Raw genomic sequence first — 23623 nt, 5'->3', positions numbered from 1 at the left:
TCCTCGTTACTGAACGAATTCTTTTGTTTCTTCCAGCTTAACTGAGATTACCTTGGAAACACCAGACTCCTGCATGGTTACGCCGTATAGCACATCCGCTTCCTCCATCGTCCCTTTTCTGTGGGTAATCACAATAAACTGGGTATCGCTGCTGTATTTTTTTAAATACTGTGAAAATCGGAACACATTCGCTTCGTCAAGCGCAGCCTCTACTTCGTCGAGGACGCAAAACGGTACAGGGCGAACCTTTAAGATTGAGAATAAGAGCGCTATAGCAGTAAGGGCACGTTCTCCGCCTGACAAAAGATTTAAGTTTTGCAGTTTTTTCCCCGGCGGCTGTGCGATAATCTCGACTCCTGAGTGAAGCAGATCGTTCGGATCGGTGAGCCTCAGTTCAGCTCGTCCTCCTCCGAATAAGGAGCGGAAGACTTGATCAAAGTGTGATCGGATTTGGACGAATGTGTCATTAAAGCGCTTTGTCATTTCTTCATCCATTTCTTCAATCACTTGGAACAGGGTATTTTTCGCTTCTGTCAAATCTTCTTTTTGTTCTGACAGAAACTTATACCGTTCGTTGACCCTCTCAAACTCATCTATGCTTCCAAGGTTTACAGTACCAAGTTCTTCAATTGCGAGCTTAATCAGCTTTACGCGCTTTCTGGCTTCTTCTGGATCGGTTTCAAGCTGATAGGACTCTTTCGCCCCCTCGAAGGACAAGCTGTATTCCTCCCGTAAGTACTGGAGCAAATTATCAAGCTCAACTTCCATTCGGCCCAGTTTGACCTCTTCATCTTTTAAGAGGGTTGTTTTTTGTTTATACAGCCGTTTCATTTCTTTCAGCTCACGCTCATACGTATCAAGCCCATGCTGAAGCTTGATACGCTGGTCGCGCCTTAACGCAATCAGTTCAATCGTTTTCGTTTTGTCATTCAATTTATGTTTTGCAGCTTCTTCAAGCTTTTCTTCGCCGCTGGTGCTTGATGACATCTCTGACGTTAAGAAGCTTAAGTCTTCTTTCGCTTCTTTTAACGCAAACTCTGTTTCTGCGAGCTCTTTCTTACGTCTGGCAAGGTTGTCCTCTTCACTCTGGCATGCCTGCTCTTTTTTGGCCGCTGTGACCTTCAGCTCAGTCAGCTCATTGGAAAGAGACTCTTTCGTTGAGGATTGCGTTTGTTTTTGTTTTGTCAGCCTATCTATATCCTCTTCAAGCTGCTTCATCTTTTCCGATACGGCAGAAAGCTCTTCTTCCAGCTTGCGTTTACGCGTTCTCTTCTCTTCATCGCTTTCTGACAGAGCGGATTTTTCTTGATCATAGAGCTCTAAATGAGTGTTGATATTTTTCTCGGCAACTTGAAGTTCGTACAGCTGGCCTTTTACATCCTGCTGCTTTACTCTCAAGCTTTCCCCGGCTTCTCTTAAGTCAGCCAGTTTTTTCTCCATATCCTGAAGAGATTGCTTAAGTGTTTTCACTTCTTGTTCAAGCAGCGCTGTTTTCTCTTCCATTTCAGTGAGCCGTTTGCTCACATCTTCAAGCTCACGGCTTCTCCCGAGCAGCGAGTTATTTTTCTTTTTAACCGCTCCGCCCGTCATTGAACCACCCGGATTCACGACATCTCCCTCAAGGGTTACGATGCGGTACCGGTGCCCGAGAAGCTTCGCAAGCTCGTTTGCTCCTTTTAAATCCTCTGTGATCAGCACAGTTCCAAGAAGGTTCTGGATGATGCGCCGATACGCAGGATCAAATGTGACAAGTTCACTGGCGACCCCGAGAAACGACGAGTGCTGCGCAGCTGTTTCCGCGTCCCGGCTTTGAAGCTGCCGGTCTCTGATGACAGAAAGAGGCAGAAACGTCGCCCGGCCGAAGGAATTCTGTTTTAAATATTGAATCGCTTTACGGGCAGACTGTTCATCGTCGGTGACGACATGCTGGGCAGAAGCGCCGAGCGCAATTTCAATGGCCGTTTCATACTTCTGTTCTGTTGAGATCAGCTCTAGGACCGCTCCGCGAATTCCGCCGAGCCGCTCTTTCGCTTTCAGGACTTCTTTAACACCTTGATAAAAGCCGGAGAAATCACCCTGCATCGTCTCAAGCATGTCCTTTTTCGATCTCGCTTGCTGAACGTATTGATATGCCTGATACAGAGCGGATTCATTTTTTTCGTATTGGCGCTTTTTCTGCTCATATTTTGTCTGCATGTCACGATATGCGCCGACTTGGCTGTGAATCTCCTGCTCAATTTTGGCAAACTCCGTTTCACATGCGGCTTTTCGCGCAGAAATATCGCGCCGTTCCTCTAGATGCTTTTCATTGTTGTCCGCAAGCCTCTGTAATGTGACAGCGGATTGGGACATCTGGTCATCAAGCAGCTGGAGCTCGTTGCGGGTCGAAGCCTGGCTGTTTAACAGCTCAAAGTAATCGCTTTTCAGCTGCTCGATTTTTTCTTCGACATTTTCATTGTGAAGACTGAGAGCCTGCTGTTTTTCTTTTACCTGAGCTCTTAACTGTTTCACCTCTGCCTGAAGCGTTTCAAAGACAGCCTCCTGCTTCGCAAGCTCTTCTTTCAGGACCGCTTCTTTTTGCTGGTACTGAACAATGGCTTCTTCAAGCTGTTCTCGGTTTTGCACAGCGTTTTTCTTGCGTTCTTTTAGGACTTCTTTACGGCCTTCAAGCTTTTCCAGCTCTTCACTTGTCACCAATAAGACCTGCTGGAGCTCATCTACTGATTCATCCAGCGCTTGAATTTTGTCTCGCGCCTCTTCAATTTTCGCTTCTTTCGCAGACATCGCAGCCGATTCAGCGAGCTCTTCTTCCTTTGCGAGCTGCACTTTCTCTTTTAGAGCTGACCATTTACCATGCAGTTCTTCGATATCATAGGCAGTCAGCGCTATTTCAACATGTTCCAGCTCTTTCTTTTTCTCCAGATAGTCTTTCGCTATCGATGCTTGAATTTTAAGAGGTTCAACCTGTCCTTCAAGCTCATGTAATATGTCTTCTACCCGGTTTAAATTGTCCTGTGTCTCAAACAGTTTATTTTCTGCTTTTTTCTTTCTCGTTTTATATTTAAGCACCCCGGCCGCTTCTTCAAAGATACTGCGGCGATCCTCCGCTTTACTGCTCAGGATCTCTTCCACTTTTCCTTGGCTAATAATAGAAAATGCTTCTTTACCGAGGCCAGAGTCCATAAATAAATCAATAATATCTTTTAAGCGGCACGGCTGATTGTTAATCAGAAACTCACTCTCGCCTGATCTGTATACACGTCGTGTCACGCTGACCTCATGGAAGTCAATCGGCAAGAAATGATCATCATTATCAAGGGTAAGTGTAACTTCAGCCAAATTTAATCGCTTTCTCGAATCACTGCCGGCAAAAATGATATCTTCCATTTTTCCGCCTCGAAGAGACCGTGCCGATTGTTCTCCAAGAACCCAGCGAATGGCATCAGTGATGTTGCTTTTTCCGCTCCCGTTTGGACCGACAACCGCTGTAACGCCTTTTACAAAATCCACGGAAATCCGTTCTGCAAATGATTTAAATCCTATAACGTCTAAACGTTTGAGGAACATAGCGATCCTCCTTATGTAATAAGTATTTCAATTCTATCATAAAACATGGATAAAATAAGACGGCATACATACTGAAATCCCCCTTATGATTCAGGGGGATTTTATTGTTTCGTATGATATTTTTGCAATTTAGCTAAAGCTTCTTGAGCTGCATGCTGTTCGGCTTCTTTCTTTGATCGGCCGTTTCCGACTCCGAGTGGTTCACCTTTTAGCGATACGATGGCTTCAAATTCACGGTTGTGCGCAGGCCCTTTTTCGTTGGAGATTTTATACTCCAGAGAGCCTTTGCCGTCCCGCTGCACGTATTCCTGCAGCTGGCTTTTAAAATCCATCACATGAGAAAAAGCACCATCGTTAATTTTAGGGAACACATAGACTTTTAAGAAACTTTCGACCGGCTCTAATCCCTGGTCAAGATACAAGGCTCCGATAAATGCCTCAAATACATCCGCCAATAGGGCAGGACGCTTTCTTCCGCCTGTCATTTCCTCACCTTTGCCCAACAGGACAAGATCGCCGAATGACAGTTCGTGAGCCAATGAAACGAGAGATGGTTCGCATACAATCGCGGCTCTCAATTTCGTCAAATCTCCTTCACTCATAGCCGGATACTTGGCAAATAAGAATCTGGAGATCGTCAGTTCCAAAACAGCGTCACCTAAAAATTCAAGCCTTTCATTATCTTCATACGGCTTTTTCCGATGCTCATTCACATAAGATGAATGTGTAAATGCTTGATACAAAAGCTTTTCATTTTGAAAGTGAACCGAAATCCGTTCTTGAAACTCTTTAAATTGTTCTACTTTTTTATAGAACTTTTTTTTATCTTTATAATGTGAGTGTTTTGACATAGTAACCTCCATAGGCACATCAGGTTCACCGCGCTTCTCTGACTAAACCGGATACAGCGCGCGTAAAAGCGGCATGCTGTAATAACTGCACGAATAAAGGGCTAAAGCCCCGCATCTCGGCGGGACTTTTAGCATTAGCTTATTGCTGGTTTTGTATGTAGTTCACAGCGTCGCCGACTGTTGCAATCTTTTCAGCATCTTCGTCAGAAATCTCCATATCAAACTCGTCTTCAAGTTCCATAACAAGCTCAACTACATCTAGGGAATCAGCACCTAAGTCTTCCTTGAAAGAAGCTTCAAGTTTGACGTCTGCTTCATCAACGCCAAGGCGATCTACGATGATTTTCGTTACACGCTCTAATGTATCTGCCATAGCAATTCACCTCCCCTCAAGTATTATAGTGGATTCGTTTTTAAAAAACTAGAGAAACTATGATGAAATTTTCGAGAAAAAAACTTACATCACCATTCCGCCGTCAATATGAAGCGTCTGGCCTGTCATGTAACGTGCTCCCTCTGAAGCAAGGAACGTGACAACGCTGCTGACATCGCCAGGTTCACCAAAGCGCGCGAGCGGAATTTGTTTCAACATTTCGTCTTGAACGTCTTCTGCAAGCTTATCTGTCATATCAGTTGAGATAAATCCAGGCGCAATCGCATTTACCGTAATATTTCGGCTTGCAAGCTCCTTAGCAGAAGATTTTGTTAAACCGATTACGCCAGCTTTTGCAGCCACATAGTTGGCTTGTCCAGGATTTCCGCTGACGCCGACGATAGACGATACGTTAATAATTCGGCCTGAACGCTGTTTCATCATTTGTCTTGTAACAGCTTTCGTGCAGTTGAAAACACCTTTAAGGTTAATGTTAATGACATCATCCCATTCATCTTCTTTCATTCTCATGATGAGATTGTCTCTTGTAATTCCCGCATTATTAACAAGAATGTCAATCGCAGAAAAAACAGATAACGTTTCTTTTATCATGTTTTGTACATCTTCAGGATTTGATACATCCGCTTTGACAGCAATTGCTTCTCTGCCCATTGATTTGATTTCATCCACCACTTCATTTGCTTTCGCTTCATTGCCGGAGTAGTTGACGACAACGTTCGCGCCGCTTTTTGCCAGGTCAAGGGCAATTGCGCGGCCGATTCCGCGGGATGCGCCAGTGACAATAGCTGTTTTGTCATTAAGCATTTTCATTCTCCTCCTTAAGCGTTTGAATTGCCAGCTCGATCGTTTCCGGATCTGATACAGCAATTGTTTTCAAGCGTCTGTTTACTTTTTTCACAAGGCCTGAAAGCACTTTTCCGGGGCCAATTTCAATAAAGGTCGTAACACCCTCTTCAATCAGCTTGTTAATGCTTTCCTCAAAACGAACCGGAGAGTAGAGCTGTTCAATGAGCTTCTCTTTGATTTCTGCTTTAGCGGTCATGACATCAGCAGAAACATTTGAAACGACCGGAACGCCAGCGTCTTGTATGTCACAGGAATCCAATACTTCTTTCAGCTTTTCCGCAGCTGGCTTCATCAGTTCAGAATGGAATGGACCGCTTACTTCAAGCGGGATCGCGCGTTTTGCACCGTTCTCTTTTGCCTGTTCACTTGCAAGTTCTACCCCTTTAGCTGTACCGGAAATAACGATTTGTCCAGGACTGTTGAGATTCGCAAGCTGAACCAGATGGCCTTCCTCCGTGACTTTATCGGTCACTTGCTTTAATGCTTCGGCATCCATGCCAAGAATCGCGGCCATGGCTCCTTCGCCAGCAGGAACTGCTTCATTCATAAACTCTCCGCGTTTTCTGACGGTATAAACAGCATCTTTGAAAGACAGCGCGCCAGACGCAACAAGCGCGGAATATTCACCAAGGCTGTGTCCTGCTGTGAAATCAGGTGTAATGCCAGATTCTTTAAATTTCTCAAGAACAGCAATGCTTGTCGTCAGCAAAGCAGGCTGCGCATTGTATGTAAGTGTTAATTCTTTCGCATCACCTTCAAAAATCAGTGAGCTGAGTTTTGTTTCCAATGTTTCATCCGCTTCATCAAACAGACGCTTTGCAGCAGGCACCTGCTCATAAAGCTCTTTCCCCATGCCGATAAATTGTGATCCCTGTCCCGGGAACAAAAATGCAATTTTACTCATGATGCAAAACCTCCAGACTATTCATCTGTTTTTTCTTCTTTTACTTCTTCCTGAATGAGCGCAGCCACATTTTGGCTGACCATCTCTCTTGCTTGGCGAATCGCATGAAATACAGCATTAGAATCTGAAGAGCCATGCGCCTTGATCACAGGCGATTTTAAGCCGAACAGACTCGCTCCGCCATAATTCGAATACTCCATTTTCATTTTCATTTCTTTCATCTTCGGCTTCAGCACAGCTGCCGCAAGCTTTGATGTGAAATTAGACGTCATGACTTCTTTCATCATTTTAAAAATAGACAACGCAGAACCTTCCAGCGTTTTGAGTGTAACATTCCCGGTAAAGCCGTCTGTTACTACAACATCCGCCACATCATCTAAAAGGTCTCGCGCTTCTACGTTTCCGATAAAATGAATATTAGCTGTTTCTTTTAATAATTGAAACGTCTGCTTCGTCAGTTCGTTTCCTTTTTTATCTTCTGTTCCAACATTTAAAAGCCCGACTCTCGGTGAAGTGACACCGCGCACTTGCTGAGAATAAACAGAACCCATGATGGCATATTGGACGAGGTGCTCCGGCTTGGCATCGACATTGGCGCCGACATCAAGGAGGAGAAATCCATCTCCTGAAACGGTGGGAAGCGTCGGGGCAAGCGCCGGGCGGTCAATCCCTTTAATTCGGCCGACAATAAACAGACCGGCTGTCATTAATGCGCCGGTATTTCCTGCTGAAATGCAGGCGTCAGCTCTGCTTTCCGCAACTTCCTGCGCCATAAGGACCATAGATGAGTTCTTTTTTCTTCGCACGGCGCGAACCGGTTCATCCGTTGGCTCAATCACTTCATCTGCGTGCAGCACCGTGATGCGATCTGATGTTGTTAAATGTGATTCTATCGTTGTTTTGTCACCGACAAGTGTGATATGGAGATCATCAAATGCCTCTATACCCTTTAAAACTCCGTCAATAACAGCTTTGGGAGCGTGGTCTCCTCCCATTGCATCTACAGCTATTCTCATGCATGCTCCACCTTTATGATTGTTTTGAACGGTACATGTCAAAATGTCCAGAAAAAACAATTTCTTCGCCAACATAGCTGTTCACTTCGACAACTGTTCTTCCTTTTTCTTTTTCGACCGCCGTCACTTTCGCTTTCGCTACAACACGTTCCCCCTGCTTCACCTGTCTTGTAAAGCGGATGTCTGCGCTTGCGGTCAGTGCCAGCTCGTCATCAATAACTGCCACAGCCAAAGAATTCGCCTGTGCAAATAAATGGTGTCCTCTCGCAATTTGATTCCGGCTGAACACATGCTCCTGTTTTATTTCTAAAATGGATATCGCTTGATCATCCAGCTCAAGGTCAATAATTTCTCCGATCACTTCGTCCAGTGACAGGGATTTCACTTCATCTTCAAGCGTTTTCTCTGCAACATTCTTAATTCTTTCTCTCAGCTCCGGTATCGAAAGCTCTAAGCGGTCCAAACGAATTGTCTGGATGCTCACCCCAAATTTACCCGCTAATTCTTCATCTGTAATAAAAGGGGTTGCTTGAATCGTCTGCTGAAGTAATTCCTGGCGTTCTCTCTTATTTCTTCTCATATCTAAACACCATCCGGACAATTAAGACTAGGTACTAATAGTAGTATATAATTTCATAGATTGGAATGCAACGATTGTTTCTAGCTGGACACTAAAAACTTCTGGTGACTAACTTAATTTTTCCCCGTCCATTACTCCGCTCTTCAGCAATTGATCTCTCAGCGCCCTATATTCCGGCTCCTTCCAAAACGCGTCAGAAGCCACAAGATTCGCGGCATCCTGCCTCGCCGTTTCAAGCGCTCTGTAATCATGAACCATGTCCGCCACCTTGAATTCAGGCATACCGCTTTGTTTTTTTCCGAAGAAATCTCCCGGTCCTCTCAGTTCCAGATCCTTTTCAGACAGCTCAAAACCGTCATTGGTCTCGGACATGATTCTCATCCGTTCTTTCCCTGTTTCTGATTTAGGATCGGCCATCAGAATGCAGAACGATTGGTGCTCGCCCCGTCCAACACGACCGCGCAGCTGGTGAAGCTGAGATAATCCGAAACGGTCGGCGTCATAAATCACCATAATGGTTGCATTCGGAACATTCACGCCAACCTCAACAACTGTCGTTGATACGAGAATTTGACAGTGGTTCGCACTGAACTCCCGCATGACCTGATCTTTTTCATCGGAATGGAGCTTTCCGTGCATCAGGCCGACATTCCATTTCTCCCGGAAAATATCAGAAAGCATATTGTACACATCAATGGCGTTTTGCACATCAAGCTTGTCTGATTCTTCAATCAGCGGGCAGATGATATAAGCCTGTCTTCCCTGCTTTAATTCTTTTTCAACGAATGACAAAATACGGTCCAGCATGTCATGCTTGACCCAATAGGTTTCGATCTGTTTTCGTCCCGCCGGCATCTCATCAATGACAGATACATCCATTTCGCCGAACACTGTGATGGCTAACGTTCTTGGGATTGGAGTGGCTGTCATAAAGAGAACATCGGGATCCTGTCCTTTGTTCCGAAGTTTTTTACGCTGCTCAACTCCAAATCGATGCTGCTCATCTGTAATGACGAGACTCAGCGCCTTAAACTCCACCTCATCCTGTATTAAAGCGTGGGTTCCTACAAGAATATCAATCTCTCCCGCTGCAAGACGCTCAAGCAGTTCTTTTCGCCGCTTTCCTTTGACAGAGCTTGTCAAAAGAGCAACGCTGATATCCCACTTTTCAAATAGTGAAACGAGCGAATCAGCATGCTGTTCGGCCAGAATCTCTGTCGGCACCATAAGCGCGCCCTGGTATCCGGATAAGATCGCGGCATACAGCGCAATGGCGGCGACTGCCGTTTTTCCTGATCCGACGTCTCCTTGAAGAAGACGGTTCATTCTGTACGGTGAAGACATGTCTGCCGTTATTTCGCGAAGCACGCGGGATTGGGCGTTAGTGAGAGGAAACGGGAGGCTGTTGACAAATTTCATGAGTTCTTCGTTTGAAAAACGCTGCCGTATCCCTTGAGTCTGCTCTCTTTCCGCCTTTCGAAACGCCTGCATTTTCAACTGAAACAACAAAAACTCCTCATAAACAAACCGGCGTCTTGCAAGCGTTAACGCTTCTCTTGTTTCAGGCTGGTGCATCGCTTTTAATGCCTGATGATAATCCGGCAGCTTATAACGTGTTCGTAGCTTTTCCGGAAGAGGATCGGAAAGCGAGTCTGCATACTGGGTCAGCGCTTGTTGAATAAAACGTCTCATCATTTTGACGGTAACGTTTTCTTTCACAGAATACACTGGTTCAATGCTCTTATCCTCTTGGTGCGGACCGTTTTTCAACTCCTGAACAGAAATGGTTTGGCGGTGCTTGTCCCATTTACCTGAGACTGTCACGACAGAGCCCAGAGAAAGCTTTTTCTTCAAATAAGGCCGGTTGAAGCATATGGCTGTGACCAAATAATGGCCGACAAGAACCCTAAATGTCAGTCTGTTCCGTTTTTTTCCGTAATAGGTAAGAGAAGGCTCCGAATGAACCTTCCCTTCGACTGTAACTCTTTCATCATGCTTGACTTCTTCTAAATCCCTCAGCTCGTAGTCATCATAGCGATAAGGGAAATAATTCAGAAGATCAGAAATGTCATAAATACCGAGTTCCTTCAATGTTTTTTCTGTTTCCGGCCCAATGCCCTTAATGTTGGCTATACTAGTTTGCTGATGTTGTTTCACGTGAACCTAGCGCTCCTCCAAAAATTTTTTTCTCTAATTCTCTTCCTGTCGGTGTTGCCGCCAAACCGCCCTGGCCTGTTTCTCTAAGAGCTGTGGGCATCGTCTGGCCAATTTTATACATGGCATCAATAACCTCATCACATGGAATGCGGCTTGTAATGCCTGCCAATGCCATATCAGCAGCAATCATTGCATTTGAAGCTCCCATTGCATTTCGTTTCACGCACGGCACTTCAACAAGCCCCGCAACAGGATCGCACACGAGTCCGAGCATATTTTTTAATGTAATGGCCATGGCCTCCGCGCTCTGTTCTGGTGTTCCTCCTGCCATCTCAACAATCGCCGCAGCAGCCATGCCTGATGCTGATCCAACCTCTGCCTGGCATCCCCCGGCGGCGCCGGAAATACTCGCGTTATTAGCCACGACAAATCCAAAAGCCCCGGAGGTAAACAAAAAGCGGATCATTTGTTCTCTTGTTGGGTTCAGTTTTTCTTTTACAGCAAATAACGTGCCGGGTACGACACCAGCGGAACCCGCAGTCGGTGTCGCACAAATGGTTCCCATGGCTGCATTCACTTCATTTGTTGCAACAGCTTTCGATACCGCATCTAAAATCAGCTGGCCAGACAGGCTTTTACCTGACCGAATGTAAGCCTGTAATTTCACGGCGTCACCGCCAGTTAAGCCCGTTTGGCTCGTAACTCCCTCGAGTCCTTTTTGAACCGCCGCTTCCATAACAGACAAATTGTGATCCATCTGCTGAAAAATCTCTTCTTTTGTTTTTTCTGTTACTTCCATCTCTTGAGCGATCATCACATCAGAGATGGATAGTTGCTTTTCTTTTGTTATCTCTAATAATTCCTTTACATTACGAAACATAACTGGCTCCTCCTGACCTTTCGCTAGTCAGCAATCTTTGTTACCTGAATAATATTCGGCAGCTTTGACAGCTCGTTGAGAATTTGTTCGTCAATATTTTGATCGACTTCTATTGTCATCAAAGCAAGCTGGCCGATATCCTTTCGGGCTACTTCCATATGGCCAACGTTGATTGAAAATTTCGCCAGGACATTGGCAACACCGGCAATCGTGCCAAACTTGTCATTATGAACAACCAATATAGCAGGATGATTTCCTGACAATCGGAGTTCAAAACCATTTAATTCTGTGATTTCAATCTTTCCTCCGCCAATCGAAATACCTGTCAGCTCAAGCTCTCCCTTTTTATCAGAAATGGTGATTTTGGCTGTGTTCGGGTGGACGGGCACAGCGTCTTCAACGCGAAACTCTATTTCAATTCCTTTATCTTCTGCAATTTGTATAGCGGTTTTAATCCGTTCGTCAAATGTATCAAAATCAAGCAATCCGCCGATAATCGCGACATCTGTGCCGTGGCCTTTATACGTTTCCGCAAAAGAGCCGTAAAAGGATACGATGATGCGCTCAGGCTCTCTGCCAAATAAACTTCTGGCCACTCTCCCGATTCTTGCCGCCCCCGCCGTATGCGAGCTGGACGGACCGATCATAACCGGGCCGATAATATCAAAAACGCTTCTGTATTTCATGCTATTCCTCCTTATGAACCAGAGTTTATAAGCGCTTTGCTTCTAGACTAATTGATCATATATAAAATGGCAAGCGGGCGCGTCACAGCGCTGCCGCACTTAAAAGCAGACATAAGAATAGAAGGGCGAATCGCCCTTCTATTCTGCTGAAACGATATAAGAATACAGCGGCTGTTTTCCGTTATGGATCTCAACCTCAATCTCCTCGTACTTTTCACTAAGGAACGCTTCAAGCTCCTCAGCTTCTTCCTGAGACGCATCCTCACCGTATAGGATGGTAACAATTTCGTCGTCTTCTCCGATCATTTCTGACAGCAGCGTTTTCGCGGCTGACAGCTGATCTTCAGCAGTGCCGATAATCGTTCCATTCAGAATTCCCATAAAGTCGCCTTTTTTAATATCCTTGCCATCAATATGGGTATCTCTGACTGAGTACGTCACTTGCCCGCTTTTCACCTGCTGAATGGCGCTAAGCATATTGGCCTCGTTCGCTTCAGCTTCTTGATCCGGATGAAATGCCAGCAGGGCTGACATCCCTTGGGGAACCGTTTTGGCAGGAATGACGAAAACCTGTCCATCCATTACACTTGCCGCTTGATTAGCCGCCATGATGATGTTGGAGTTATTCGGTAAGATAAACACTGTTTCCGCATTTACGGATTTCACGGCATCGACAATATCCTCAGTGCTCGGGTTCATTGTCTGACCGCCTTCAATCACAACAGAAGCGCCAATGCTTTTAAATAAGTCAGAAATGCCTTCTCCCATTGCTACAGTCACAACGCCATAGGGCTGCTTTGCCGGCGGTTTTTCGTTGCCAGAAGGCTTGCTTTCCTGGCTGATAAGAGAAGTATGTTGTTCTCTCATATTCTCTATTTTAATTTTGATCAATTCACCATAATGCTGGGCATAGTTTAATACATTTCCCGGTTCTTCCGCATGAATATGAACCTTCGCCAGCGATTCATCCGCAATGACTAACAGAGAATCACCGAACTGGCTAAGATCTTGTCTGAACGTACCTTCATTGAATTCTCGTTTTTCCTGATCGAGTCTAACCATCACTTCAGTACAAAAACCAAATTCGATATCTTCTGTATTCATTGCGCTTTGCGCGCTCTTATGATGCTCTGCGCTGACCATGTCGTCAAGTGACGGAAGAACAGCTTTCTGAGGCACAGTTTCACCTTTTAATGAAGCGAGGAAACCTTCATACACACAAAGCAGGCCTTTGCCCCCGCTGTCGACGACTCCTACTTCCTTTAGAACTGGAAGCAATTCAGGTGTCCTGTTTAAAGATGCCTCTGCTTCCTCTGTCACTGCAGTCATCAGCGCTGTGATATCGGTTTCTTTTTCTGCCAGAGCCACCGCTTTTCTCGCAGCGTCTTTTGCAACTGTTAAAATGGTGCCCTCTACAGGCTTCATGACAGCTTTATACGCCATATCAACACCGGCTTGCAGCGCAGCGGCAAACTCTTGTGCATTCATTTCTTTTTTCGTTTCAATGCTTTTACTGAATCCGCGGAACAATTGGGACAGGATCACTCCTGAATTTCCGCGCGCTCCCATGAGCAGCCCTTTCGATAACGCGGAGCCCACCTTACCGATATCATCCGTATCCATTTGCTCCACTTCTCTTGCTCCGGAAGTCATCGACAGGTTCATATTTGTCCCCGTATCGCCGTCCGGCACCGGAAACACGTTGAGCGCATCAACCACACTCGCATTTTGAGACAGATTCTGCGCTCCCGCGAGAATCATCCCGGCAAAGGTTCTGCCGTCTAATGTTCTAATAGACAATCCTACTCCTCCTAACTACGGGTTCGTCACTCGGACGCCTTGGACATAAATATTAACAGAGTCCACTGCCAATCCGATGGTTTGATTTACTGTGTACTTTACTTTTGTTTGGACATTATGTGCCACTTCAGAAATTTTCGTTCCATAGCTGACAATGATATACATGTCAATATGTATCTGTTCTCCTTCTTGGCGAACTTGGACGCCTCTGCTGAAATTCTCTTTCCGAAGGATTTCAGTCAGTCCGTCTTTAATCTGGTTTTTAGAGGCCATTCCGACAATGCCGTAACAGTCGATCGCCGCGCCTCCTGCCACCATCGCAATGACTTCATTAGATATATCAATCTGCCCGTACTTCGTTCTTAATTCAATGGACACACTAGTTCCTCCTTCGAATGCATAGAGTTACAGCTATTCTACTATATGGTTTCCATTATGAAAAGAAAAGACCCAGCTATTGCTGCCGTCCCTCTACATATACTATAGCACCGCTGTTTGCGCAAGATGTCAAGTGAATTTTCTTGAAAGATGATGAAACAATAGTTGCAAACGTTTTTTAGCTGTGGTAAATTATTTAAAGTATCCATATCGAAAGCATCTAAGATCATATGAAATGTTAAAAAGTAGATGTTTTGTGCAAGTGAGGAGGGAAACAAATGGCACGTAAATGCGTTATCACAGGTAAAAAAACAACAGCTGGGAATAACCGTTCTCACGCAATGAACGCTTCTAAGCGCACTTGGGGCGCGAATCTTCAAAAGGTTCGTATCCTTGTGAACGGAAAACCTAAAAAAGTATATGTATCTGCTCGAGCTTTGAAATCCGGTAAAGTTGAGCGTGTATAACAAAATGAACGCCTGCCTCTATATGTGGCAGGCGTTTTTATGTGGTGAAAGAGGGCTATGAACCCCTGGGCCTTAATCTTTTCTAAATGAACCCAGCATCGCCCGGACAATTCCTCCTAAAAACTTCGGCAATTTAATGGTGTAAAATTTCATTTTTTGTCCCCTCCTATAACGTCCCGTAACCGCCTGTTCACTGATGTCAGCAAATGAATGAAAGCACATGCTAATCCGTGCTTCTTATCATTATTAATATGCCTTTTGCAAACGAAAAAGTACCTCGTGAATGAATGAGTTCGTTACTAATACATAGTGTTGAACCGAGCGTAATATGACAATTATTCAGCGGATATTTAAAACCGGCCAGTGTCAGCTCATGTATTTCTTCGGAAAACGGTATGAAGGAGATATATCGCTTGTTTTCATCCTTCTCCATATCATATTCACCGGGAGGGAACATTTGAATATGATTTTGTTTGTCTATCAGCCTAATTTTGATATTCGTTTTTATACCTCTATACAGAAGCTGAATATTTCCTAAAAAATGATCAGCTCTGCCGCCTGTAATGCCGAAAATCTGAATGATATCCGGCTGTTTTTCCAGCGCCCAATCAAGGGCGAGATCTAAATCTGTTTGATCTTTTTCTGCTTGATACACATGAAGTGCGGGAGCGGCATTTTCAATTCGGCTGCGTTCTTGCTCTGTTATGCTGTCAAAATCTCCAAAAGCTTCATCAGGAATGAGCCCGGCATCTAAAAGAGTAACGGTGCCTTTATCAACACCGATCCAAAGGATGTCCCCAGCTGTATAGCCGGTTAGATCAGGAATGAGATCTTTAGGGCCTCCCGCAACGATATTGATTGTTTTCATCTCTGATCCCTTTCTCAGCATACAGGAAAAAGAGCTTAGGCTCTGCATGCCCAGCTCTTTTTCCTGCTGCTTATTTACTTACTCTGATTTCAGAAATTGCTTTTTGGCGGTCAGGCTGGCCGTAAACAGCTGAACCGGCTACGAGTAAATTTGCGCCCGCTTCAATCACTAGCGGAGCGGTTTCTTTATTGACGCCGCCGTCTACTTCAATTAACAGATCTTTTTTTCCTCTTTCATCCGCCATTCGCTTAACCTCTTTGATTTTAGGAAGGACGGAATGAATAAATTTCTGCCCGCCAAATCCCGGGTTCACCGTCATTAAAAGAACAAGATCAAGGTCGTCGAAAACATGCTCGATGACTTGTACAGGCGTATGCGGGTTTAGAACAACACCGGCCTTCGCGCCTTGCTCTTGAATAAGCTGGATGGTACGGTGCAGGTGCGGACATGCCTCAGCATGCACCGACAGGATATCTGCGCCGGCTTTAGCGAAAGCCGGGATGTAACGATCCGGCTCTTCTATCATTAAATGAACATCCAGCGGCAGGTCTGTTACCGGCCGGACAGCCTCTACAATCAGCGGACCGATCGTGATATTCGGGACAAAGTGGCCGTCCATGACATCAATATGAATACAATCGGCTCCGCCCTTTTCTACATCTTTAATCTCATTGCCTAGAGCGGCAAAATCAGCGGATAGAATAGATGGTGCAACCTTTATCATTATGCTAATACCTCGGCTTTCTGTCTTTAATCTCCGTCATAAATTCAACATAATGGTCGTAGCGGTACTGCTTTAATTCCCCGTCTTCAACAGCTTGTTTGACTGCACATTTTGGTTCTTTCAGATGCAAACAGCCTCTGAATTTGCACGAAGCGCTTTTTTCTCTGATATCAGGGAAGGTATAACCCAGCTCTTCTTCCTCAATGTCTGTAAATTCAAGCGAGCTGAATCCCGGAGTATCTGCAACCAAGCCTCCGGACGTGTGAATCAGCTCTACGTGGCGGGTAGTGTGTTTCCCGCGGCCCAAATGTTCGGAAATCTCGTTAGTTCTTAAACCAAGCTCCGGACTGATCGCGTTGAGAAGCGAGGATTTTCCCACACCGGACTGACCGGCAAATACCGTTGTTTTGTCCTGAAAATGCGGGATGATATCCGTTAAACTGTTTTGGTCCTTAGAGGAGGTGAGATACACGTCATACCCAATATTCCGGTAGTCTTGTGCATAGGTTTGAATCGCATCATGTGTATCCTGATCTTCAATCAGATCCATTTTTGTAATGCATATAATCGGCTGAATATCATTGGCTTCAACGAGAACCAAGAAGCGGTCGAGCAATGCCGTGCTGAAAGAAGGCTGAACCGCTGAGAAAACAAGGACCGCTTGATCCACGTTGCAAATTGGCGGCCTGATAAGCTCATTGGTTCTTTCTTTAATTTCTAGCAGATATCCCTCTTTGTCATTTTCAGCTTGATACACAACGTAATCACCGACAAGAGGGGTAATTTTGTTCTTTCTAAAAATGCCTCTTCCTCTGCATTGAACCACTTTATCTGAATCACCTGATTCATCCAGTACATAGTAAAAACCGCTTAGCGCCTTAATAATTTTGCCCTCGGGCATATTTTCCCTCCTTGTTATTCACCTTTCGGATACTCAATGGTTTTGTAGCTGACGACTTTATTGTTTACCATCACTTGATAGTACCCTTTTTGGCCGGATTCAATCTTCAATTCGATCGTTCGTTCTGCCGGCTCTTTTATCTTAAATTCCTCGTAAGTGTCAGAGATGCTGTGATCCGCATCGTCAATCGCGATTTGCACCTCAAGCTCGTCCCCCTCATTTTCTGGCTCGTAGGGGATCTCGACCTTTTCTTTTACTGTTTTCGCGGGTTTTTTCTCAGGTCCCAGAGAGAATGTCACCTCAACTTCGTTTCCCGGCTTTACTGCCGTTCCTGCCGCTGGCTTTTGTTTGACAACCTGCCCTTCTGGAACATCATCTGAGTATGCTTCTTTTTCTATCAGCTTCAGTCCGTTGTCTTCCAGATATCCAGACGCCGCTTCTTTACTGTACGTTTTCAAGTCTCTAAGCGTAATGTCTTCGGGCCCGATACTGACCGTGAGCTTGACTTGATCTTCACTCGGCACAAGCTCAGTCCCTGCAGACGGATTCTGTTCGATGACAGTGCCAGCGCTTTTCTCGTCGTTCACTTCATTCACTGTAACATGTTTAAACCCTTGGTCCTTTAACGCTTTTTTTGCCTGATCGGCCGTTTGGCCTGTCACATCGCCGATCTCCGTTTTAGCTTTTCCTGCGCTTTTATAAAGCGTGACCGTAGCGCCTTCTTTAACTGTGGATTCCGCTTTAGGATCCGTTTTTACAATCAGGCCTTCGTCAATTTTCTCATCTGAGATTTCCAAAACCTCGGAATCAACCTGCAGGCCGTCTTTTTCCAAAAGGTCTGCCGCCTTTTCGTATTCCATTCCGGAGACATCAGGTATTTTGACATCTTTAGGCATAAAAAGCGACGGGAAAACGGTGACAGCGAGAATTCCAGCTGTGATGAAAATGATGCAAACCGTTAGCAAAACCCACGGCCACTTTTTTCTTTTGCCGTTTTTCTTTGTTTTATTTTCGTTGATGGGTGTCAATTCAGCTTCTTTTTCGGCAGCAGCTTTCGCGAGCTCTTCATCTTTAATGATCGGAATCGCTTTTGTCATCTCTTCATCTTCTTGAATCGTAAATTTCTTCTCATTGAGTCTGTCGGCATCAAAAGCTGTTTTTATATCTGCTTCCATATCTTCAGCTGTCTCATAGCGATGAAAAGGGTCTTTGGCAGTTGCCTTTAGGATGATGTTTTCAACGCTTTGGGGCAATGACGGGTTCCACCTTCTCGCCGAAGGAGTTTCCGCCTGTAGATGCTTTAAGGCGATGCTGACTGCCGATTCTCCATCAAACGGGATACGGCCGGTTAAAAGCTCGAAAAGAACGATTCCAAGCGCATAAATATCAGATTTTTTTGTCGCCAAACCGCCCCGCGCCTGTTCAGGTGATAAGTAATGGACTGAGCCCAGCACAGAATTGGTATGGGTGATTGTGGTCGAGCTTAATGCCGTCGCAATTCCGAAATCCGTCACTTTGATATTTCCCATATGGTCGATCAAAATGTTGTGCGGCTTAATGTCTCTGTGAACGATCTGATTTTGATGGGCATGCGCTATGGCTGAGACAATTTGCTCCATGATGTTCAGCGCTTCTTTAGGGTGAAGCGGCCCGTTTGCTGTTATGTATTCTTTAAGCGTCATGCCCTCAACGTATTCCATGACAATATAATAAATATCATCTTCCTCACCCAAATCGTAAATACTGACGATATTCGGGTGATCGAGGCTTGATGCGGATTGGGCTTCTCTTCGGAAACGCCTGATAAACTCATTGTCATTCACATAGTCAAACCGCAGGATTTTGATTGCGACTTCACGGTCTAGAATCATATCCTCAGCTAAGTACACGTTGGCCATTCCTCCGCCGCCTATGACGCGAAGAATTTGGTAACGCCCGCTGATCCGCTTGCCGATTAGCACTGATCTTCACCCTCTTCAACATGTAAAGCAAGCTCAAGCAAAACTGCTGTAATATTGTCTTCCCCGCCATTCTGATTGGCTTTGTCCACTAGCAGGTTTACTTTTTCCTGAGGAGCTTGATCGCTTTGCAGGATGTCTTTTAATTCAGTGCCTTCCACTTTATTCGTCAGTCCATCAGAACATAGAAGCAGCTTGTCCCCGGGTTCGATATCAAAGGAACGAGTGTCAATGCTAACTGACTGGTCTGTTCCAAGCGCCTTCGTCAGCACATTTTTCCGCGGATGATGTTCAGCGTCTTCTCTGGAAATCTCCCCAGTGCGAACCAGCTCATTTACAAGTGAATGATCTTCTGTCACCTGGATGAAATCACTGTCCTGAAGCAAATAGCATCTGCTGTCACCTATATGGGCAACAGAAACCGTTTTCCCCGTAAAAAGCGCACATACAATCGTTGTTCCCATGCCTTGGCATTCTTCGTGGGCTTGGGCATGCTCGTATATTTTACTGTTTACCGCAAGAATCTGCTCAATTAGCCAATTTTCACATGCTGCGGGCGCAATTGGAATCGTCTCCGCCTCATTCCATTTCTCCCCCATGGCTTTCACAGCCATCTTGCTCGCAACATCTCCAGCAAGATGGCCGCCCATACCATCAGCGACAACCGCTAATACAAAATCGTCTTTCCCTTTGAATATCCCCGCATCATCTTCGTTATGCTGGCGGATTTTTCCTGTATCTGTTTTTAAGGCTGTTAACAACCCTCATCACCTCGTCTCGTCTTGACGCTCCTTCGCGCGAAGCTGACCGCAGGCTGCGTCAATGTCATGGCCTTGCTCTCTTCGGATTGTGACATTTACTCCGCGGGATTTCAGCGTTTTTTCAAAAGCGAAAATCTGGTCACGCGGTGTGCGCACATAGTCCCGTTCAGGCACGTAGTTTACCGGAATCAAGTTCACGTGGCATTTGACTCCCTCCAGCAAGTCAGCAAGCTCTTCAGCGTGTTCCACCTGGTCGTTTACGCCTCCGAACAGCCCGTATTCAAAGCTGATACGACGTCCCGTTTTGTTAATATAATATTTAACAGCTTCCATTAATTCAGGCAGCTTGTACGCTCTGTTAATCGGCATCAAACGGCTTCTGATTTCTGTATTCGGCGCATGCAGAGAAATCGCAAAGTTAATTTGCATTTTCTGATCAGCGAATTCGTAAATTTTCGGGATGATCCCGCTTGTAGAAACTGTAATGTGGCGCGCGCCGATATTTAGGCCATTATCATGGTTAATGATTTTCAAGAAAGCGAGCATTTCTTCAAAGTTATCAAAAGGTTCACCAATTCCCATGATCACGACAGAGCTCACTCGTTCATCCGTCTCATCAAGAGCTTGTTGGACTTTGACAACTTGAGCGACAATTTCGCCCGCTTCAAGGTTTCGTTTCAAGCCTCCAAGCGTCGAAGCACAGAATGTACAGCCAATGCGGCAGCCGACCTGTGTCGTTACACATACAGAATTACCATACTCGTGTCTCATTAACACGGTTTCGATTGTATAACCGTCATGAAGCTCGAATAAAAACTTCATTGTACCGTCTGAAGAGGTTTGTTTGACGGCCGTTTTCAACGTTGTTAACACAAAATGAGCGCTTAATTTCTCACGCAAATCCTTTGACAGGTTTGTCATTTCTTCAAATGAAGATACGCGTTTTTCATATAGCCATTCAAAAATCTGTGCCGCTCGGAACGGTTTTTCTCCGTTGTCTGTCAGCCATTGTTTGATTTCATCTAATTCAAAAGAATAAATAGACGGACGCTCTGTCCGCAATTCTTTTCTTCCTTTTGTTTTTTTCATTTCTGCCATTGTTATCCCTTCTTTCTCATGCTGCAAATAAAGAAACCATCTGTTCCGAAATAATGAGGAAGGATTTGCACCCTTCCATCCCGAACAAAGGGTCTCGCCTTTTCGGGCAGCCGCTTTTCAAGAGACAAATCGGGTTCAAAATCAGGATGTTCTTGTATAAACGCATGTATGACTTCTTCATTTTCTGTCCGGTCCATTGTACACGTACTGTAGACAAGAGTGCCACCTTTTTTTACTAATGGTGCAATTTCTCTCAAGATCGACAGCTGGATCTCAGCAAGCCGCGCGCTGTCATCTGGCTTTTTCGTATACTTCATATCCGGCTTTCTCCGGATGACACCAAAACCTGAGCACGGAGCATCTACCAAAACCCGGTCAAATTGTTCGTTTTCAAACGTTTCTCCTGCTTTTCTCGCATCCATTTCTTTCGCATCAATGATTGTAAGTCCAAGCCGGTCTGCCGCTTCTTTGATTAGCTTCACTTTATGTTTGTGAAGATCAAGCGACGAAATACTTCCCTCGTTCTCCATCAATTCGCCGATATGAGCCGACTTTCCGCCAGGCGCCGCACATGCGTCAAGCACCATTTCACCGGGCTTAGGATCAAGGGCCCGGGCGACAAGCATCGAACTCTCATCCTGGATGGACACTTCACCGTTTTGGAAAAAATGAGTTCCGGCGATTGTGCCCTTTAGGAGCTTCACAGCGTCTTCAGCGAGGTCGCCTTTTTCAACTTCAATTCCTTCAGCTGCCATTTGATCAAGCAAATCCGCTCTGTCTGCTTTCATTTGATTGACACGCAGTGTTTGCTTCGGCGGAATAAGATGGATGCGGCAAATCTTTTCAGCCGCATCAAACCCATATGCATCCACCCACTCTTTTACGAGCCATTCCGGATGGCTTGTCTCTGTCGCCAGCCGGCGGACAGGGTCTTCGATGGCGTCAAAGGATGGAACACCTTCCCGCTGTATGGAACGAAGCACACCGTTGACAAATGAAGCAATGCCTTTGTGTCCGCGGATTTTAGCGATCTCAACCGCTTCATGGATGGCAGCCCTATCTGGAATCTTCTCAAGATACTCCATTTGGTATAAGGATAGGCGAAGAAGCTGAATCACCCACGGCTTTACTTTTTGGGGCTTATTAATAAACGGTTTAAGCATATAATCAATCGCGATCTTATTTTGCAATGTCCCGTAGACAAGTTCAGTCAAAAGCCCTCTGTCCTGATCACTCAGTTCATTTGATTTCATGACCGATTTCAGGAGCAGGTTGCTGTATGCCTGGTTTTGTTCTAGTTTGATCAGCGCCTCAAGGGCGATATCACGAACACTATTATTTTTCATTGTTTACTCCTAACTTTTCACCAGCTTCAACATGGGCGCCGCGCACAAAATCCTCGCCCTTCATGCGTTTTTTTCCAGCCGGCTGAAGTTCGGTTAATAACAGGGCCGTTTCGTTGCCTGTGGCCACGATAATCCCTTGCTTTTCAATCGCCACGACTGTGCCAGGCTCAGCTTTTTTAGGTGCGGGAGTTTTTTTCGACGCCCATACTTTCAAGTTTTGTCCATTCAGAGTCGTATAGGCAACAGGCCAAGGATTTAAGCCGCGGACTTGGTTGTAAAGCTCTTCTCCTGTTCTAGACCAGTCGAGGAGCTCTTGCTCTCTTTTGATATTAGGCGCGTATGTCGCTTTCTCTTCATCCTGCTTTTCAGGTGATATGCTGCCCGAAATGACATTAGGAACGGTTTCAGACAATAGCTTTGCCCCAGCCGCGCTTAATTTATCATGCAGCGTTCCAACATTGTCGGTTTCTTCAATGTCCACTTCCACTTTTGAGATCATATCGCCGGCATCCAATTTTTCTACCATATACATAATGGTTACACCGGTTTTTTTCTTTCCCTGCAAAATGGAGTAATGGATCGGGGCTCCGCCGCGCAATTCCGGCAAAAGAGACGCGTGAACATTAATGCAGCCGTATTTCGGGCTGTCGAGAAGCTCCTTCGGCAAAATTTGGCCAAATGCTGCCGTTACGATAAGATCAGGCTTTAATGCCAGCACTTTCTCGATTTCTTCTGTCAACCTGACTTTTTCCGGTTGAAGAACCGGGATGCCGTGACGCAATGCCTCTTCCTTTACCGGAGGAGGTGTCAGCACTTTTTTTCTGCCCTTCGGACGGTCCGGCTGTGTGACGACTCCCACCACTTCATATGCTTCCTCTATCAAGGTTCTTAAAACAGGAACTGAAAAATCCGGCGTCCCCATAAATACGATTCTTGTCATCAAATCATCCTTCCATATCCGCTAGTTCATCTTCTGTATAGTATGTGCTTATTTTAGATGTAAACAGCACCCCGTCTAAATGGTCCATTTCGTGCTGCACGGCTCTCGCTAAAAAGCCTCGCGCTTCCAGAATGAACGGTTTGCCCTGCCGGTTAAACGCACGAACTTTAACGTAATCGGAACGTGTGACATCACCATAGACGCCGGGAAAACTCAGGCATCCTTCTACACCGGTTTGCTCTCCGCTTTTTTCTAAAATCTCTGGATTAACAAGGTCAATCCTGCCGCTGTCATCCCCGATGTCTACGACAGTTGCTCTTTTTAAAATGCCGATCTGCGGCGCTGCCAGTCCGACCCCATCCATTTCAAGCATGGTGTCGTACATATCATCAAGCAGTTTTTTTAATTTTTTATCAAAAACAGTCACGGTTTCCGCCGGTGTTTCCAAAACCTCCGCTGGATGTGTGACGATCTTTTTTACTGCCAATTTGTTACCCTCCA

General features: G+C 45.4%; 23 protein-coding genes. 1 reads left to right on the top strand and 22 read right to left on the bottom strand.

Features of this window, described 5'->3' with window-relative positions; translation table 11 throughout:
• Positions 1-6 precede the first annotated feature (6 nt).
• From smc to M1D98_RS08375, 12 genes are all read right to left on the bottom strand, one after another.
• Positions 7-3567 (bottom strand): chromosome segregation protein SMC, encoded by a 3561-nt coding sequence (gene smc, locus M1D98_RS08430; RefSeq protein WP_456280179.1) that lies wholly within the window; start codon positions 3565-3567, stop codon positions 7-9.
• A gap of 101 nt (positions 3568-3668) precedes the next feature.
• The gene (rncS, locus tag M1D98_RS08425; RefSeq protein ID WP_039073938.1) at positions 3669-4418 is read right to left on the bottom strand and encodes a ribonuclease III; all 750 of its coding nucleotides are present in this window, start codon (positions 4416-4418) and stop codon (positions 3669-3671) included.
• Between the two features lie 139 nt (positions 4419-4557).
• Complete coding sequence (acpP, locus tag M1D98_RS08420; RefSeq protein ID WP_003154310.1) at positions 4558-4791, bottom strand: acyl carrier protein; 234 nt, start codon at positions 4789-4791, stop codon at positions 4558-4560.
• Positions 4792-4875: 84 nt separating this feature from the next.
• A complete protein-coding gene (fabG, locus tag M1D98_RS08415) occupies positions 4876-5616 on the bottom strand; it encodes a 3-oxoacyl-[acyl-carrier-protein] reductase (RefSeq protein WP_010327880.1) in 741 nt (246 codons plus the stop codon).
• Positions 5609-6562, bottom strand: a complete 954-nt coding sequence (gene fabD / locus M1D98_RS08410) for an ACP S-malonyltransferase (protein ID WP_268523562.1) — start codon at positions 6560-6562, stop codon at positions 5609-5611. Before fabD ends, fabG begins: the two co-directional genes overlap by 8 nt.
• Positions 6563-6579: 17 nt before the next feature.
• Positions 6580-7578, bottom strand: coding sequence for a phosphate acyltransferase PlsX (gene plsX, locus M1D98_RS08405; protein ID WP_456280178.1), 999 nt, complete (start codon positions 7576-7578; stop codon positions 6580-6582).
• 13 nt (positions 7579-7591) lie between these two features.
• Complete coding sequence (fapR, locus tag M1D98_RS08400; RefSeq protein ID WP_010327883.1) at positions 7592-8158, bottom strand: transcription factor FapR; 567 nt, start codon at positions 8156-8158, stop codon at positions 7592-7594.
• 108 nt (positions 8159-8266) lie between these two features.
• A complete protein-coding gene (recG, locus tag M1D98_RS08395; protein WP_456280177.1) occupies positions 8267-10315 on the bottom strand; it encodes an ATP-dependent DNA helicase RecG in 2049 nt (682 codons plus the stop codon).
• Positions 10293-11195: an L-serine ammonia-lyase, iron-sulfur-dependent, subunit alpha gene (gene sdaAA, locus M1D98_RS08390; RefSeq protein ID WP_010327885.1), complete on the bottom strand. Its 903-nt coding sequence runs from the start codon at positions 11193-11195 to the stop codon at positions 10293-10295. The genes recG and sdaAA overlap by 23 nt, the downstream gene beginning before the upstream one ends.
• 23 nt (positions 11196-11218) lie before the next feature.
• Positions 11219-11881, bottom strand: coding sequence for an L-serine ammonia-lyase, iron-sulfur-dependent subunit beta (gene sdaAB, locus M1D98_RS08385; RefSeq protein ID WP_010327886.1), 663 nt, complete (start codon positions 11879-11881; stop codon positions 11219-11221).
• Positions 11882-12019: 138 nt separating this feature from the next.
• Positions 12020-13681, bottom strand: coding sequence for a DAK2 domain-containing protein (locus M1D98_RS08380; protein ID WP_121642555.1), 1662 nt, complete (start codon positions 13679-13681; stop codon positions 12020-12022).
• A gap of 15 nt (positions 13682-13696) precedes the next feature.
• Complete coding sequence (locus M1D98_RS08375; RefSeq protein WP_003238605.1) at positions 13697-14059, bottom strand: Asp23/Gls24 family envelope stress response protein; 363 nt, start codon at positions 14057-14059, stop codon at positions 13697-13699.
• Positions 14060-14337: 278 nt separating this feature from the next.
• On the opposite strand from M1D98_RS08375, the gene rpmB reads away from it, so the two are divergent.
• The gene (gene rpmB, locus M1D98_RS08370; protein ID WP_003221548.1) at positions 14338-14526 is read left to right on the top strand and encodes a 50S ribosomal protein L28; all 189 of its coding nucleotides are present in this window, start codon (positions 14338-14340) and stop codon (positions 14524-14526) included.
• A 72-nt stretch (positions 14527-14598) separates the two neighbouring features.
• On the opposite strand, the gene spoVM is transcribed toward rpmB, so the two are convergent.
• The 10 genes from spoVM to def form a co-directional block, all read right to left on the bottom strand.
• Positions 14599-14679 carry a stage V sporulation protein SpoVM gene (spoVM, locus tag M1D98_RS08365; RefSeq protein ID WP_003221545.1) on the bottom strand — a complete coding sequence of 27 codons (81 nt, stop codon included), beginning with the start codon at positions 14677-14679 and terminating at the stop codon, positions 14599-14601.
• Positions 14680-14749: 70 nt separating this feature from the next.
• Complete coding sequence (locus tag M1D98_RS08360; protein WP_010327888.1) at positions 14750-15394, bottom strand: thiamine diphosphokinase; 645 nt, start codon at positions 15392-15394, stop codon at positions 14750-14752.
• A 70-nt stretch (positions 15395-15464) separates the two neighbouring features.
• Positions 15465-16118, bottom strand: a complete 654-nt coding sequence (gene rpe, locus M1D98_RS08355; protein WP_121642554.1) for a ribulose-phosphate 3-epimerase — start codon at positions 16116-16118, stop codon at positions 15465-15467.
• A gap of 4 nt (positions 16119-16122) precedes the next feature.
• Entirely contained in the window at positions 16123-17019 is an 897-nt protein-coding gene (gene rsgA / locus M1D98_RS08350; RefSeq protein ID WP_010327890.1) for a ribosome small subunit-dependent GTPase A, read from the bottom strand.
• A gap of 14 nt (positions 17020-17033) precedes the next feature.
• Positions 17034-18980 (bottom strand): serine/threonine protein kinase PrkC, encoded by a 1947-nt coding sequence (gene prkC / locus M1D98_RS08345; RefSeq protein ID WP_435576685.1) that lies wholly within the window; start codon positions 18978-18980, stop codon positions 17034-17036.
• A complete protein-coding gene (gene prpC / locus M1D98_RS08340) occupies positions 18974-19738 on the bottom strand; it encodes a protein-serine/threonine phosphatase PrpC (protein ID WP_435576686.1) in 765 nt (254 codons plus the stop codon). The genes prkC and prpC overlap by 7 nt, the downstream gene beginning before the upstream one ends.
• A 6-nt stretch (positions 19739-19744) precedes the next feature.
• On the bottom strand, positions 19745-20836 hold the full coding sequence (gene rlmN / locus M1D98_RS08335) for a 23S rRNA (adenine(2503)-C(2))-methyltransferase RlmN (RefSeq protein ID WP_121642552.1): 1092 nt from the start codon (positions 20834-20836) through the stop codon (positions 19745-19747).
• 2 nt (positions 20837-20838) lie between these two features.
• Positions 20839-22182, bottom strand: coding sequence for a 16S rRNA (cytosine(967)-C(5))-methyltransferase RsmB (gene rsmB, locus M1D98_RS08330; protein WP_268538175.1), 1344 nt, complete (start codon positions 22180-22182; stop codon positions 20839-20841).
• Positions 22172-23122: a methionyl-tRNA formyltransferase gene (gene fmt, locus M1D98_RS08325; RefSeq protein WP_435576687.1), complete on the bottom strand. Its 951-nt coding sequence runs from the start codon at positions 23120-23122 to the stop codon at positions 22172-22174. Before fmt ends, rsmB begins: the two co-directional genes overlap by 11 nt.
• 4 nt (positions 23123-23126) lie before the next feature.
• Positions 23127-23609, bottom strand: coding sequence for a peptide deformylase (gene def / locus M1D98_RS08320; RefSeq protein WP_010327895.1), 483 nt, complete (start codon positions 23607-23609; stop codon positions 23127-23129).
• Positions 23610-23623 lie beyond the last annotated feature (14 nt).

The sequence above is a fragment of the Bacillus sp. K7 genome (assembly GCF_053903245.1).
This window is presented reverse-complemented; position numbering and strand designations above follow the sequence as displayed.